The following is a 13,099-nucleotide window of genomic DNA, read 5'->3' as shown; positions in this document are numbered from 1 at the left end:
CGGGAGAGTGTGCGTTCATACGACTCTACGGCCTGTGACGTCCCGATTTTGTCTCCATTCATGCCGGACCTCCTGTGGTCTGGGTGGGTTTGTTTGGCGACGCCAACCTTACCACCGGATGCGTCCGGCTCCCTTTTAGCAGCGACCGTCACGCCTTCAGCGCTACCGGTCCTGCAACCTCATTTTTCATCTCATCTTCCGCTGCCAGTTGCCGGCCCACGCCGGCAAGGAGCCCATGCATGAACACTTCCCAGCACCTGGTCACCCACCAGTGCATGAATTGCGGTCAGCACCACCCACACCACTTGGTTCGTCAGGTTCTTCCCGCAGAGAACACCCCGGAAGGTGAAGCCGAGGTAGTGGTCTGTCCCTGCTGCGGAAGCTACGACGTCCATCAGTTGGAGGCTGTCCGTAATGAACACTGAAGCCCGCTTTCCGAGCATCCAGGCCTCGGCCGCGTTCACCGACTCGGCGGTGGTTCATGCCAATCATGTTGGGGTCAATCCGATCGAGCTGGACGCCCTCAGCCAAGTGATCTCACGCCTTTCGCGGGACGAGAGCACGGTCGCGCCCAGTTCGATGGAGCGAGAGCTTCGTGAGCTGGAGGAACTGGGGTACATCGAAATCTCGACCACCCAGGCCGGGACCCTGGTGGTCACTACGCGCGCTCCGGGGCAACTGCTTTCGGCTTACTTCTGGTCGGTATGGATCCCGCGACACCTGTTCAGTTGCTCGCTGAAAGTGAGCCTGGTGCCGCACCTCTGCTGCGGCACTCAGGACTCCCAGCACCTCACCGCCGTGTTCCGCATTGCAGGCAGCAAGGACGCCGCGCGTGAGTTCCTGCATCAGTTGGCCAACAACTATCCCGGGCATGAGCCGGAGTTGCCCGAACTGGTGGCCGTTCAGGTCGGTGATGCACTCAGCAAGGAGGCCGAATCATGAAGGCATCCCAGACCTATCAGTGCATCGTCAAGTTCGATGGCGCCGGTTTCTGGACCAATACCATTCAGAAGCAGCGTGCGACCTGCACCTGGAGCGACAAGGTGGCAGCCTCCCGCCTTGCCGAACGATTGTTTGGCGAGGACAACGCATACATCACCCGTATGCCGGCACAGGCAGGCGACCACGAAAAGCGCATCGAGAGCCGCTGGTCGCTGTCCTGTAGAAATCCCAAGGAGGTAGCGCACGATGCCTGACGTCACTGCCTACCGGCCGCTCGAGCACTTCCAGAAAGTCGAGCTGATGCTTGAGCTCAAGTTGCGTGAAGGTCCTTCGTGGATCTGTCTGAACTGCGGCTATCACCTGGATGGCAGCGGCGCACAGCCCTGCCCTGACTGCGGAAAGTCGCGCTACTGGACCAGCGGTTGGAGTGTAGGTCGTGGCCATCGCTTCTCGGCAGCAAGGGAAGAGTGGGAAAACCGCCTCAGGACACGGTCGCGGTCACCTATCGCGTCAACGGCACCAGTAGCAACTGACGACGTATGCACTCAACTGCGCACAGAGGTCCGCATGCTGCGTTCCGCGCATGACGACCTGGCCTGCAGCCGACAGAACGATCGTCGCTGCCTTCAGGAGCTGGTGAAACGCCTCCTGACTGCTGCTGCCACCGACAGCCTTCCCCGCTCCCTGGCAGAGATGGAGACCTGGCTGCAGCTCAACAGCGAGGAGACCACTGATGCGTAGTTTCCTTCGCGGCGCCCGGGAAAGCGTCCGCCGGCTGGTGGCCTTCGCTCAAGCCGAAGGCTGGAGCGTCGACCGCTCCGCCGGCGGCCACTTGAAGCTCAGCAAGATCGGCTGCGCCTCGATCATCATCTCTTCCACGCCAAGCGACGCACGCGGCGAGCTCAATGCCCGCGCCCTGCTCCGTCGAGCCAACAGGCAGCGTTCCCTGAACCAGGAGTCTTTCTGATGCCTATCAAACACGCCATCGTCCATCTGATCGAGAAGAAGCCCGACGGCACCCCGGCCGTGCTCCACGCGCGCGACGCCGAACTGGGCGACTCCCAGGCCACCGAGAACCTGCTGGCCGACCTCAACGAAAGCTACAACGCCAAGAACAAGGCCTGGGGTTTCTTCTACGGCGATTCCGGCGCCTACCCGTTCAGCGGCTGGCTCGGCGAGTACCTGGACGGCGGCCGCGACTTCGTCGGCTTCAGCCGCGAAGCGGTGGAGCACCTGCAGAAGCTGATGGAAGAGTCCAACCTCTCCACCGGCGGCCACGTCCTGTTCGCCCACTACCAGCAGGGCATGACCGATTACCTGGCGATCGCCCTGCTGCACCACAGCGAAGGCGTGGCGGTGAACGAGTCGCTGGAGGTCACCCCCTCGCGCCACCTAGACCTCGGCCAGTTGCACCTGGCCGCGCGGATCAATATTTCCGAATGGCGCAACAACAAGCAGTCGAAGCAGTACATCTCGTTCATCAAGGGCAAGGGCGGGAAGAAGGTCTCCGACTATTTCCGCGACTTCATCGGCTGCCAGGAAGGGGTGGATTCGCCGAGCGAGACGCGCACCCTGCTGAAAGCCTTCAGCGATTTCGTGGAAAGCGAGGACATGGCCGAGGAACAGGCCCGCGAAAAGACCGAGACGCTGGTCGACTACGCCACCTCCCAGGCGCGCATCGGCGAGCCGATGACCCTCGACGCGCTCTCGGAACTGATGGACGAGCAGCAACCGCGGGCGTTCTACGACTACATCCGCAACAAGGACTACGGCCTGTCGCCGGAAATCCCGGCGGACAAGCGCACCCTCAACCAGTTCCGCCACTTCACCGGCCGCGCCGAAGGCCTGTCGATCAGCTTCGAGGCGCACTTGCTGGGATCCAGAATCGAGTACGACGAGGAGCGCGACACGCTGCGGATCAGCAGTCTCCCCACTCAACTCCGCGACCAGCTCAAGCGGCGCAAGGCCCAAATTGGAGAATGACCATGGCCCGAGAAACCGAAGATAAGTTCGTTGTCCGTATGCCCTTGGGCTTGCGCGATCAGCTAAAGCAAAAAGCCGCGCATAACCACCGCTCGGCCAACAGCGAGATCGTCTACCGGCTGGAGCGCAGCAACGAGCTCGAAGAAGAACTCGCGCGAGCAAACCGAATGGTCGACGAGCTCTTCGCCAAGAACCAGCGTCTGCAGGCAGAGCTGGCTGCGGCGAACACGCCTCAGGTTCAGGTGGCGGAGGCATGACGATGGCCAAGATAAACCCGCAAGATCTGCAAGATCTGAAAGACCGGCTACTTGCCCCAGGTTTCACCGCGCCGCCGGTTCTGGAGCAGTTGTCAGACCCGATCAGCGACACGCCCATGGTGCTGACACTCGACCAGGTCCTCCCCTGGCACGACAACCCCCGGACCACTCGAAACCCGAAATACGATGAGCTGAAAGGATCGATCCGGCATCGAGGCCTCGATACGCCGCCACCAGTGACTCGACGCCCTGGGGAAGACAAATTCCGCATTCGCAACGGCGGCAACACTCGCCTGGAAATTCTCAACGAGCTCTACAAAGAGACCGGCGACGAGCGTTACTTCCGTTTCAACTGCCTGTTCAGGCCTTGGGACAAGCAGCGCGGCGAAATCATCGCGCTGACCGGTCACTTGGCCGAAAACGATTTGAAGGGTGACCTCAAGTTCATTGAGCGAGCCGTGGGCATTCAGAAAGCGAAAGCCTGGTATGAGGAGGAGAAAGGCGAACCGGTCGGCATCCGCGAGCTGTCACGGAAGCTCACCGATGACGGCTATCCTGTTTCACCCTCACACATCAGCAGGATGCTGGATGCCGTTGAGATACTGCTTCCAGCCATCCCTGTGATGCTGTATTCAGGGCTCGGTAAACCGCAAATCGAAAAACTCCTGTCACTCAGAAAGTCGGCATCCTCCTGCTGGACACGTCTATACGCCGGTGAAGGGATCGACTTCGAAATGATGTTCCAGGACACTCTGGCGATCTTCGACAGTAGCCCTGACGAATTCATTTTCGAGCGTTTCCAGGACGAACTCATCGACCAGATGAAGCGGCCCCTGGGCCTGCGTTATGACCAAGTCCTGCTCGAGATCACCAACGGCCAGCAGGAACAGCGCCGGGGCACTCTGGTCGACCTGCCCGCACCTGCCGCACCACCTGAAATCCCACCAGTAGGGCAGGAAAGTCCTGCCGCGTCGACTACTGGACAAGCACAATCACAGAGCCCCGCTGCCGGCCTCCAAACGTCCAAGACCAATAGCCTCCCGGGTAATCCCTCTACCCCGCCAACTCCGCCGCTACCTGTACAACAGCAGCAACTGACCGACGAGGAGCGTGCTGAGCTCTTGGCAGGTCATATCGTGAGCCCGGTATCCACCAAGATCCAGCAGACTCGCCAACGGCTGGCCGCTCTCGAGGGTGAACATCTACCTGTCTTCGAGGAAACAGCTCTGCAGGCAATCCCGGTGCAAGTCGGCGGCCTGCACCCGATCACCGACCTCTGGTACATCGAGCGTTCGATCGACACCCCCGAAATCCTGCGACAGCACATCGCTGATCTGGCTGAAGAAATCGCTCTGCACGTCGGTGCCCCAGGCGAGATCGTCAGGATCCAGGGCGGTGTGGGTTACACGTATCGCGAGCCCAATGAAGACAATGAGATTACTGATTCAGCGCTGCACCTCATGACGCTGCTTCAAGCGCTCAGCGGCCAGGTCCAAGTCGTCCTGAATTCACACGACCAGCAGACCTGCCGCGACGCCCTGGGCGAGTTTCAATTCTCAGCTGGCCTCGCTCAGTTGCTGCTGGGCCAACCCACCACAGGCGATCAGCCATCCAGCCAGGCAGGCCGTCTCAATGACGAAGCCCTGGTGAAACTGTTCCGGATAATTCGTCTTGCCCGACGCCTGGTTGACCTTGAGCTGCTGCCGGCCGCCTCCGAGCAAGCAGCCACCGACCAGTGATTTCGCACGATTTGGGGAGGGATCGACATGTCGAAGTCGTTGATCAATGAAGCGGTCCTGACGCAGGTGATCAACCACCTGCGCAATGGGCAGTTCAAACGCTGCGCCGAAATGGGCCTGAAGCCAGAAATTCTGGCTCAGCTACAACAGCCGTTCGTCATGAGTCTCCTGACGAATACCCCCGTGTCGTGGGTCGAGGTGAGGGTGAACACCGACGTCATGGAAAAAATCCTGGCCACCGCCGAGCGCTCTCAGCAAGAGGAGCTGCAAATTGAGCGTGCTCTCAAACTCGGGGCTACCACCACGATGATTCAGAGCTTCTTCGGTCTATCGCCGGAAGACACTGCGACCAAGCGGCTGATCATGGCGATACACCCCCGACGGGGCCGCTGGCGTCAGCTCGACGGAACACTGGAACACCAGATCTGGTATCGCTGGGAGCACTTGATGCAAGAAAACCAGGTCAGCCTGGACGACAGCTTGGCGCTTCTCGACATCGCCATGATCTTGACCGAGGAAATCAACGCCGGCACAGATCAGGACAGCCCGGAGTTCATAAGCCTCGCCGTAGTTTGGTCGCTCATTCAGAGCTGGTTGAAAGACGGACTCTATTCGTCTGACAAATCGGGTCAGGCCCAAGCAGGTCAGCCCAGGTCTCCGACGACCCTTTATCTTGCCAGCGTCAGTTCACACCTGCCCCAATCTGCATCACAGGTGGACGCTGAAACAGAACGTCAACAACTACTGAACCTGGTTCAGTCGGAAGGCGACACAGCACCATGAGGCTGTCGCGCTTTCCCATCTCGACTCTGCTGGATTCGGCCTCGGGACATCTCGAGGCCCATTTGTATAAGAAGCGGCTTGCTGCCGAAAGCGGCGAACCGCTGGCTCAACAACATTCCGGCATCATTTTCAGCGGTAACCCGCATGAAACCGTTCCTCGGCGCCTGCTGCTGGATAAACGCCTCACCCCGCTGGAGCGGAACTGCTGGCAAGTGTTCCGCTTGCTCATCAACGACGACGGGCTGACCGCGTTCCCGACATACGAGCAACTGCGCCCTTATCTCGGCATGCAGCCGGGCAAGATCGCCTCGCGCGAAACCATCGCCAAGGCACTCACGGTCCTCCGTCTGACCCGCTGGCTCAGCCTCGGCCGACGCCTCCGCAACGACCTCAACGGGCAAGTACAGGGCAACGTCTACATCCTCCACGACGAACCGGTATCCCCGGCAGAAGCCCTGGAGCTGGACCCCGACTACATGCAGTTGCTGAGCCAATCTACCGGCCACGGCAACCGAGCCATACGCGAAATCGGCCAGATCACCTGGCGGGAGTTCAGGGATGACCCGGACGTTGGTCGCCGCCTCCCAACCCATCTGGAGAAGCTCGAGGGGCGCTTGAACCACCAGCAATGGGCTATCGATAGTCAGCTCGAAGCGGATCCAGCGGCAGAGTTCGGCATCCGAACTCTGCCCGATCTACCTCATTCAACCCCGAGTTCGGATGCCGAACTCAGTGAAATCAGCGGCAAGCAATGCGCTTTACCGCTGAGTTCGGATGCCGAACCCAGACAGAATCCGCCGAGTACGCCCTTGGTTCGGATGCCGAACTCATATAGTACGTATACATACAAACAAGATTCTGTATGTAAAAAGCCAGTACAACCGCGAACACGCGAGGAAGCACATCAGAACTGGCAGGGCCTCTTGCACGCACTGGAGGCCGAGCAACGGATCCAGGCGGTAAGCGCGCTCCGACGAGTGTCCGAGGATCTTCGGCTACCCATCATCGAGCAGTGGCAGCACCGATGTGCCGGCGGAACCGTCGGTAATCCGTTCGGCTACCTCATGACGCTCATCCAGCGTGCAGTCCAGGGAAAGTTCAACGCTTCTTGGGCTCCGGAAGAAACGGCTGAACGAACCATCCCAGCAGCGGAACGCCCCAGTCGTGCTCCGGCACCAACAAGCCCCACAACGCCTACACAGCCTCAGGTTCAGCCGAAGGGGGATACCCGGACAGGGAGCGAGGTCCTCAGCCGGCTCAAGGACCTCATTCGGCCCAGGCACGGATCGAGCGTGCCATCCGAGCGGGGTGATGAGCCATGAAATACTCACTGTCGAGTAAGGTGATTTTCCCTTGGGGCGACGCCGGCGGTGAGCTGAGTGGTGCCACTGGCAACACTCAGCTAGGAACCGACCTCGGCGCCGGCGGCGAGTTGGGTGTTGCCACTGGCAACACTCTGCCGGACCTGGCCTCGGCGCCGACGGGGAATTGGGTGTTGCCACTGGCAACACTCCACCAAGAACCAACCTCGGTGCCGACGGTGCGTTTGGTGTTTCGGCCCGAAACACTCTGCCAGGTCCTGGCCTCGGCGCCGAGGGCTATCAACTTCTCCCACCCAATAGGAACCGAAAAGATGTGCGACTCAATCGTGTATGCCCCTATGGACGAACTCGAATTCGAGCGGCTGCTAGGGCTGGCAACCCTATTCAACGACAACGATGAATGTCCTATCGACTTTACGGAGCTGCAGGAACTGAGCGAGCTGCTCGGCAAGCTCAAAAGTTGCGTCGACGTAGCGATAGACAACGCCCCTGAGGGGGCCAAGAGCTGAAGGAAGCCAACCTCCATGAGCCGCAAGCGGGATGATGATGAACCCGCACTGCCAGCGGAAATACCCCAGCGGCAAACCGTGTATTTCCTACTGCGCGCTCCTACCCCAATCAGCACGATGTGGCCGAACCCCTTCCCTATAAAGGAACACTGCACCATGGCTGAAACCCATCGGCTTCAGATCGGCTCTCTCCGCAGCGATGTCGCCCTGACGCTTCACACCTATCACGCCGCCCGCATCTGGACCGGCCGGCAGAAGTCGGATGCCAAGCACAGCATCCTCGGCCTCAGCGGCTTCTGCGCCTACGTGAATCGCATGCACCGCGGGGCAGCACTGGACGATCCGTACTCCGACTGGTGGCTGGTTCAGATCGAAGAAAAAGTCGAGAGCTGCCAAGCCGCGCTCAAGGCCATCGACCAGCGCCTGGATGACGTCATGGCCAAGCTGCCAGCGACCCTCGATATCTCCGAGAACTTGTCCGTCACACCGGTCAAGGTCCCGTTGTTCATCTCCAACCCTCTCGGCTTCAAGGCGGTCTATCTCTTGACCAACTATGACGAGCTCGCCCGCCGAATCCTGCTGGCCCAGCACGTCGGGCTGGTCGGTCGCCGCGACATGGAGGTCTGGCTCGACGAAGGCGCGTCGGTGCTGCGCAGCCTCTTTGGTCTGGCCCAGAGCTACCAGTTCACGGGCGCCACTCGCGACGACTTCGCCGCAAACAATGCTCGCGCCGAAGCCGCGCGGAAGATGTACGAGAAGTTCGGCGAGATCCCGCAGGACATCCTGGAGGGCACTCGACGCTCGAACTTCGCTCCGCCGATCACCCGGGGCCGCTCTGACGGTGATGCCGATGATGACGCTGACCGTGTCGAGCTCGAGGACTGATCGGAATGCGGCAGCTCAAGGACCAGCAAGGCGCTCTGCAACAAAGTGCCTTCCGCCCACTGCAACAAACTGCCTTCCAGGCGCTGCAACACAGTGCCTCACTAAAAGGCCTTTTAAAGCCTTTTAAAGGTAATAGGGAGCTGGCCCAGTTGGCGGAACAGTGCGAAGCCCTGGAGCAGGGATTGCGTGAACTTGCCCAGGGACTGCTGGCCCAGGTTCGTCGCCCTCCCTTCACTCTTCTGCCCACCCGACTCATCGAGCAGCGCACATCCGCCCACACAACCTTTCTTCGCTGGCAGCACATTGCAACCCGGCGGATGGGCGTCGGGGTGTGGGTGGAAATGCTGCGCCAGGACAGGACCCCGGAATACCTGCTGCAAGACCTCTACGAGATGGAGCTGCAGCGCATCACCCTCAACATGCAGATCAGCCTGATCCACTCCATCGGCAAGCAGGCCGCAGAGTGCGCGGAAAAGATGGGCCAGGCCGAGGCCGAGTTCATGGGCCGACTGCAGCAGAGCACCAACCACCACTGACTGGAGATTCATCATGGCTACCCCCGTCTTCTGGGAAGGCAACATTGGCTCGGCGCCGGAGCACCGCAGCTTCCCCAACGGCAACAATCCCCCGCGGCAGTTGCTGCGACTGAACGTGATGTTCGACAACTCGATTCCCGATGGCCAAGGTGGCTACAAGGATCGCGGCGGCTTCTGGTGCAGCGTCGAGTGGTGGCATCAGGATGCCCAGCGTTTCGCCGAACTGTTCGCGAAAGGTATGCGCGTCAAGGTCGAAGGCCGGGCGATCATGGACCGCTGGCCCGACAAAGAGTCAGGCGAAGAAGTCCAGGCGCTGAAGGTCGAAGCCTCGCGCATTTCCATCCTTCCCCATCGCCTGGCCGAGGTCACCCTGTTGCCGTCGACCAATGGCCAGGCGACCCAGCATCAGCAGTCTCGGCAAGTGCCGCCGCAACCTACTCAGCAGGATGCGCACTCGCAGCAGGACTACGACAGCGCCTTCGACGACGACATCCCCATGTAGCAGGTGGCTTAATTTTTGGCCGCCCATTCGTGAAGCTGCGGGTGGCAAGCACTACTCGTCGTCGCCCGCAGCCTCTACAAAGACTCGCCCGACAGGAAATCCGCCATGAACAGGAAAGATGACCAAGCAGGTTCACATTGCCCAGAGCCGTTGACCAGGCCTCCCCTCAGCGCCGACGAGAGCTCCGTACTGAAGTGCATGGCGCTTATGGAGGAAGAAGATCGCGCAGCCTTCATACGGATGGCCCAAGGCATTGCCGACGCGACGGTGAAACGCCGGTCTTAATTCTCCGCGCCCACTCGTGAAGTTGCAGGTGGCAAGAACCTCTCTTCGCCGCCCACAGCCTCGACAAGCATTCCAGCGACTGGAGCAACCGCAATGAACAGTTATGCCGGCAAAAGCTGATAAACCAGCATCCTTAATTTTGGCCGCCCGTTCGTGAAGTCTCTGGTGGCAAGGGCTTCCGATTCGGAAATCTCGACCAGTACGAGGTGCAGTGTGTCAAAGAGAGCGACCGATACCGACAAGCAGGACAGACGACACTTCAACGATCCCCACCGGACTGTACGGGCTATTGGTGCTGAGGCCGCGCGGAAAGGGCTACGGGTGTTCGACTGCCCCTACAGTCATCCTGCGATGCGGGCGTCCTGGTTGAAAGGGTTTGCTCAGGAGCAGCAACAACAGCTCGATTTCTGAAAGCTGAGCTCCCTTTTCCCCTCGGTTCTTCCCGGCGAGACCTGGCAGATGGACATTTGTCCTACTTATTCGTCGTCCAGGGGTTCCAACTCCCCATAAAGGGGGATTTCATCCAAGTACATGTCTTCGGGACGGGCCAGCTCATAGGCGCGGAGAATCTTATGTGCCAGGGCAACTGCTTGATCCTTCGGAACAACTAAACGCACTAGGTCGGGGTAGTGGGACTTTCCGGCCCAGATCGTTTGTCCTTTGCCTACTGTGAATTCGTGATCCTTTGTAGCCATGCTGGCTTCCTCGTTACTGAGCAGCCGGAGTGGGCTGCGGGCCAACCAGTTACTCGCCGTCACGGAGCCAAGACTGCTCAGCGCCGTTGAACGATTTGAATTTCCTTCCCCACTTCGCCTGGTTGATCAGCACCGGGAAAGGCTCGGAGACACCGTTCTCGAAGTACCAAAACAGGCCATCGATCTCGGGAACGCTTGTGAACTTGTCCACTCCTGTTTTCCTCGGCTACACGATTGGGGTGACCCAATCCTCAACTCTCAAGCCGGGTACGCGGTCGAACTCGCGGCGGTTATTGGTGACCACGATCAGGCCCTGAGAGCGGGCGTGCCCGGCGATCATCTGGTCATAGGGGCCGATTTGCTTGCCGAGGCGGGCCAGTTCAGCGCGGAGCTGGCCGGTGTGGGCGGCAGCTTCCTGGTCGTACTTGAGCACCTCCAGACGAGCAGCGAAGCCTTCCACGTCTGCAAGATTGCGCGAGGGGTTCGAGGACTTCTCTGCGCCGTAGATCAGCTCCATCAGCGTCACGGTGCTGATGCACATCTGGTCGTGGTGGCGCAGGAACGCCTCGCGCACCTCTTGCGGGCGGTTTTTGATGGTGAAGATGCAGATGTTGGTGTCAAGCATGAACTTGAGCATCAGAAAGTCTCGCGCTCCTGATCGGCAGGCTGTTCACGCTCTGCCATAAAGTCGGCAGTAACGCCCTCGCCATCGAACCAGCTATCCCAAGACTCGCCGGCAGGCGTGATGATTCTGGCGCGCCCCACAGCGACCACATCCACACGCTTAACGTCATCAGGAAGCGCGACGGCCTTGGGCAGTCTTACGGCCTGGCTACGATTGCTCTGAAAAACAGAACCTTGTTCCACGACACACCTCATGGGATATATCAAACGTATATCCCATAGTATTCACCTCTCGGGATATGTCAATGGGATATACGATAATGGCTTTATAACGCGACCTCGAAGGCCCGCCGAATGGCGTCCTGACACAAGCCAAGCTAGGTCTTGGAATGGTCCAGGCAGGTGTGCCCGTTGCCCAGGAGCAGCAACAGCAGCTCGATTTATGATGACTTTACCCTTCAGTTCCTCTCGAAAACTGCAACAGCGCACCGTCCATTTCGCATTGTTGGCCCGCTCTCTGATCGCGACAGTTCGACCGACTGTTCCGAGAGATTCCGCCGATGCACCTTGTACTTGTAATCATTGAAGCCCCGGGCAAGCTGAAAAAGCTGCGGTCCCTTCTCCCCTCCATTCGTCCCGACGTGACCTGGCAGGTCGAGGCGACAGCCGGCCACATCAGAGACCTACCCGTTCACGGCCAGGATCCGCAGATGCTCACCGTCGGCGTGGGCCAGGATTTCAAACCGCACTACCAGATCCTCTCAGGCAAGGAAAAAACCGTCGCACGGCTGAAGGAGCTGCGGCAGAAAGCCGTGGAAGTCTACGTCGCATCCGACCCGGATCGGGAAGGCGAAAGCATCGGCTGGCACATCCTCCAGGCTGCTGGGATCAAGAGCTACAAGCGCGTTGCCTTCAAGGAAATCACCAAGTCGTGCATCAGCGCCGAGCTCAGCTCGCCGCGTCGCCTGGACCTCCCGAAGGTCGCCTCGCAGGAATGCCGTCGCGTCATCGATCGTCTGGTGGGGTATCTGGTCACGCCAGAGTTGCGGCGCGTGATGGGCAGACCAACCACCGCCGGGCGCGTGCAGTCCGTCGCGGTGTACCTGGTGGTCCTGCGAGAGCGAGAGATTCGCGCCTTCACAGCAATCAAGCACTTCGGGGTGGAACTGGCCTTCGTTTCGCCCAGCGACGGCCGCACCTGGAAGGCGGAGTGGGATCCAGTGCCCACGTTTGCCAGCAAGGAGTTCCCGTATGTCCAGGATCGTCAACTCGCAGAACTGGCGGGGGCTATACGCAATGTGATCGTCGAGACCTGCATTGATGGCGAAGAAACCGATATGCCTCCGGCGCCGTTCATTTCCTCTTCGCTCCAGATGGCAGCCGGAAATGCACTGAAGTGGTCACCCGACAAGACGATGAAAGTAGCCCAGCGGCTGTATGAACAGGGGCTCATCACTTACCACCGAACGGACAACCCCAATATTTCGAAGGACTCGATGCCGGATATCCGTGCTGTCGCCAAAGCCTTGGGGCTGAAGTGTGTAGAGCAACAGCGAATGTTCAAAGCGGACCAAGACGCTCAGGAAAGCCACCCCGCCATCACCCCTACCGACTGGATGGCCGCTTCCGCCGGTGAAACTGCTGATGAGCAGGCGCTGTACCAGCTCATTCGAGTTCGCGCGCTTGCCAGCCAGATCGAAGCTGCCGTGTACGCAGTGAAAACCATCACCCTCCTGGGCGTCGGCCCCGACAAAAAGCCGCTGCGCTTCGGCGCCAAAGGAAAACTGTTGAACGTGCCTGGCTGGAGAAAACTGCTGCAGGGCGATGATGCCGAGGAGCAAAAGAACGAAACGCCTTCAAGCCTCATCCCGGCGCTGGAGCCAGGCCAGATACTCAAGGTCTACAGCGGCGAGGTCCTGGAGAAGAAAACCACCCCTCCCAAACGCTTCACCGATGCCAGCCTGGTGGGCGAGATGAAGCGCCGCGGGATTGGCCGGCCATCCTCCTACGCCTCGATCGTGAAGAACATCATCGACA

At 59.9% G+C, this 13,099-nt stretch carries 20 protein-coding genes; 16 read left to right on the top strand and 4 right to left on the bottom strand.

The window, feature by feature from the left end; all coding sequences use genetic code 11:
* The first annotated feature begins 239 nt into the window (after positions 1 to 239).
* The 15 genes from JHD77_RS22960 (at position 240) to crpP (ending at position 10,154) form a co-directional block, all read left to right on the top strand.
* Positions 240 to 425: a hypothetical protein gene (locus tag JHD77_RS22960; protein WP_079752170.1), complete on the top strand. Its 186-nt coding sequence runs from the start codon at positions 240 to 242 to the stop codon at positions 423 to 425.
* Positions 415 to 942, top strand: coding sequence for a hypothetical protein (locus tag JHD77_RS22955; RefSeq protein ID WP_057389190.1), 528 nt, complete (start codon positions 415 to 417; stop codon positions 940 to 942). Before JHD77_RS22960 ends, JHD77_RS22955 begins: the two co-directional genes overlap by 11 nt.
* Positions 939 to 1,196: a hypothetical protein gene (locus JHD77_RS22950; RefSeq protein ID WP_121286401.1), complete on the top strand. Its 258-nt coding sequence runs from the start codon at positions 939 to 941 to the stop codon at positions 1,194 to 1,196. The genes JHD77_RS22955 and JHD77_RS22950 overlap by 4 nt, the downstream gene beginning before the upstream one ends.
* Entirely contained in the window at positions 1,189 to 1,683 is a 495-nt protein-coding gene (locus tag JHD77_RS22945; protein ID WP_191519468.1) for a hypothetical protein, read from the top strand. Before JHD77_RS22950 ends, JHD77_RS22945 begins: the two co-directional genes overlap by 8 nt.
* Positions 1,676 to 1,909 carry a hypothetical protein gene (locus JHD77_RS22940; RefSeq protein WP_191519255.1) on the top strand — a complete coding sequence of 78 codons (234 nt, stop codon included), beginning with the start codon at positions 1,676 to 1,678 and terminating at the stop codon, positions 1,907 to 1,909. The genes JHD77_RS22945 and JHD77_RS22940 overlap by 8 nt, the downstream gene beginning before the upstream one ends.
* Positions 1,909 to 2,925, top strand: a complete 1,017-nt coding sequence (gene yejK, locus JHD77_RS22935; protein ID WP_191519256.1) for a nucleoid-associated protein YejK — start codon at positions 1,909 to 1,911, stop codon at positions 2,923 to 2,925. The genes JHD77_RS22940 and yejK overlap by 1 nt, the downstream gene beginning before the upstream one ends.
* A 2-nt stretch (positions 2,926 to 2,927) precedes the next feature.
* Positions 2,928 to 3,182: an ICE element conjugation transcription factor TprA gene (tprA, locus tag JHD77_RS22930; RefSeq protein WP_009316384.1), complete on the top strand. Its 255-nt coding sequence runs from the start codon at positions 2,928 to 2,930 to the stop codon at positions 3,180 to 3,182.
* Positions 3,179 to 4,921 (top strand): ParB family protein, encoded by a 1,743-nt coding sequence (locus JHD77_RS22925; protein ID WP_191519257.1) that lies wholly within the window; start codon positions 3,179 to 3,181, stop codon positions 4,919 to 4,921. The genes tprA and JHD77_RS22925 overlap by 4 nt, the downstream gene beginning before the upstream one ends.
* Positions 4,922 to 4,948: 27 nt before the next feature.
* Positions 4,949 to 5,704 carry a DUF2857 domain-containing protein gene (locus JHD77_RS22920; RefSeq protein ID WP_009315870.1) on the top strand — a complete coding sequence of 252 codons (756 nt, stop codon included), beginning with the start codon at positions 4,949 to 4,951 and terminating at the stop codon, positions 5,702 to 5,704.
* Positions 5,701 to 7,026, top strand: a complete 1,326-nt coding sequence (locus JHD77_RS22915) for an STY4528 family pathogenicity island replication protein (protein ID WP_191519258.1) — start codon at positions 5,701 to 5,703, stop codon at positions 7,024 to 7,026. The genes JHD77_RS22920 and JHD77_RS22915 overlap by 4 nt, the downstream gene beginning before the upstream one ends.
* A complete protein-coding gene (locus tag JHD77_RS32440) occupies positions 7,023 to 7,535 on the top strand; it encodes a hypothetical protein (protein WP_223697281.1) in 513 nt (170 codons plus the stop codon). Before JHD77_RS22915 ends, JHD77_RS32440 begins: the two co-directional genes overlap by 4 nt.
* 156 nt (positions 7,536 to 7,691) lie before the next feature.
* Positions 7,692 to 8,420 (top strand): PFL_4669 family integrating conjugative element protein, encoded by a 729-nt coding sequence (locus JHD77_RS22900; protein ID WP_009315862.1) that lies wholly within the window; start codon positions 7,692 to 7,694, stop codon positions 8,418 to 8,420.
* Positions 8,421 to 8,425: 5 nt separating this feature from the next.
* On the top strand, positions 8,426 to 8,956 hold the full coding sequence (locus JHD77_RS22895; protein ID WP_121372660.1) for a DUF3158 family protein: 531 nt from the start codon (positions 8,426 to 8,428) through the stop codon (positions 8,954 to 8,956).
* Between the two features lie 13 nt (positions 8,957 to 8,969).
* Entirely contained in the window at positions 8,970 to 9,458 is a 489-nt protein-coding gene (locus tag JHD77_RS22890) for a single-stranded DNA-binding protein (RefSeq protein WP_023104904.1), read from the top strand.
* Positions 9,459 to 9,956: 498 nt separating this feature from the next.
* Positions 9,957 to 10,154: an ICE-associated protein CrpP gene (gene crpP / locus JHD77_RS22885; protein WP_191519259.1), complete on the top strand. Its 198-nt coding sequence runs from the start codon at positions 9,957 to 9,959 to the stop codon at positions 10,152 to 10,154.
* A 65-nt stretch (positions 10,155 to 10,219) separates the two neighbouring features.
* On the opposite strand, the gene JHD77_RS22880 is transcribed toward crpP, so the two are convergent.
* From JHD77_RS22880 to vapB, 4 genes are read right to left on the bottom strand one after another with little or no spacing between them, the layout of a single operon-like run.
* Positions 10,220 to 10,438, bottom strand: coding sequence for a hypothetical protein (locus tag JHD77_RS22880; RefSeq protein ID WP_023083218.1), 219 nt, complete (start codon positions 10,436 to 10,438; stop codon positions 10,220 to 10,222).
* A gap of 49 nt (positions 10,439 to 10,487) precedes the next feature.
* Positions 10,488 to 10,649: a hypothetical protein gene (locus JHD77_RS22875; protein WP_191519260.1), complete on the bottom strand. Its 162-nt coding sequence runs from the start codon at positions 10,647 to 10,649 to the stop codon at positions 10,488 to 10,490.
* A 15-nt stretch (positions 10,650 to 10,664) separates the two neighbouring features.
* Positions 10,665 to 11,075, bottom strand: a complete 411-nt coding sequence (gene vapC / locus JHD77_RS22870) for a type II toxin-antitoxin system tRNA(fMet)-specific endonuclease VapC (protein ID WP_003134109.1) — start codon at positions 11,073 to 11,075, stop codon at positions 10,665 to 10,667.
* Positions 11,075 to 11,317 (bottom strand): type II toxin-antitoxin system VapB family antitoxin, encoded by a 243-nt coding sequence (gene vapB / locus JHD77_RS22865; protein WP_170869361.1) that lies wholly within the window; start codon positions 11,315 to 11,317, stop codon positions 11,075 to 11,077. The genes vapC and vapB overlap by 1 nt, the downstream gene beginning before the upstream one ends.
* A 305-nt stretch (positions 11,318 to 11,622) precedes the next feature.
* Between vapB and JHD77_RS22860 the strand changes: the two genes are divergently transcribed.
* A partial coding sequence (locus tag JHD77_RS22860) for a type IA DNA topoisomerase (protein ID WP_199506533.1) occupies positions 11,623 to 13,099 on the top strand: 1,477 nt, incomplete at its 3' end.

The organism is Pseudomonas sp. P20 (assembly GCF_016463925.1).
Classification (GTDB): domain Bacteria; phylum Pseudomonadota; class Gammaproteobacteria; order Pseudomonadales; family Pseudomonadaceae; genus Pseudomonas; species Pseudomonas aeruginosa.
Note: the sequence above shows the minus strand (reverse complement) of the source record. Positions and strands in the feature narration are given on the sequence as shown.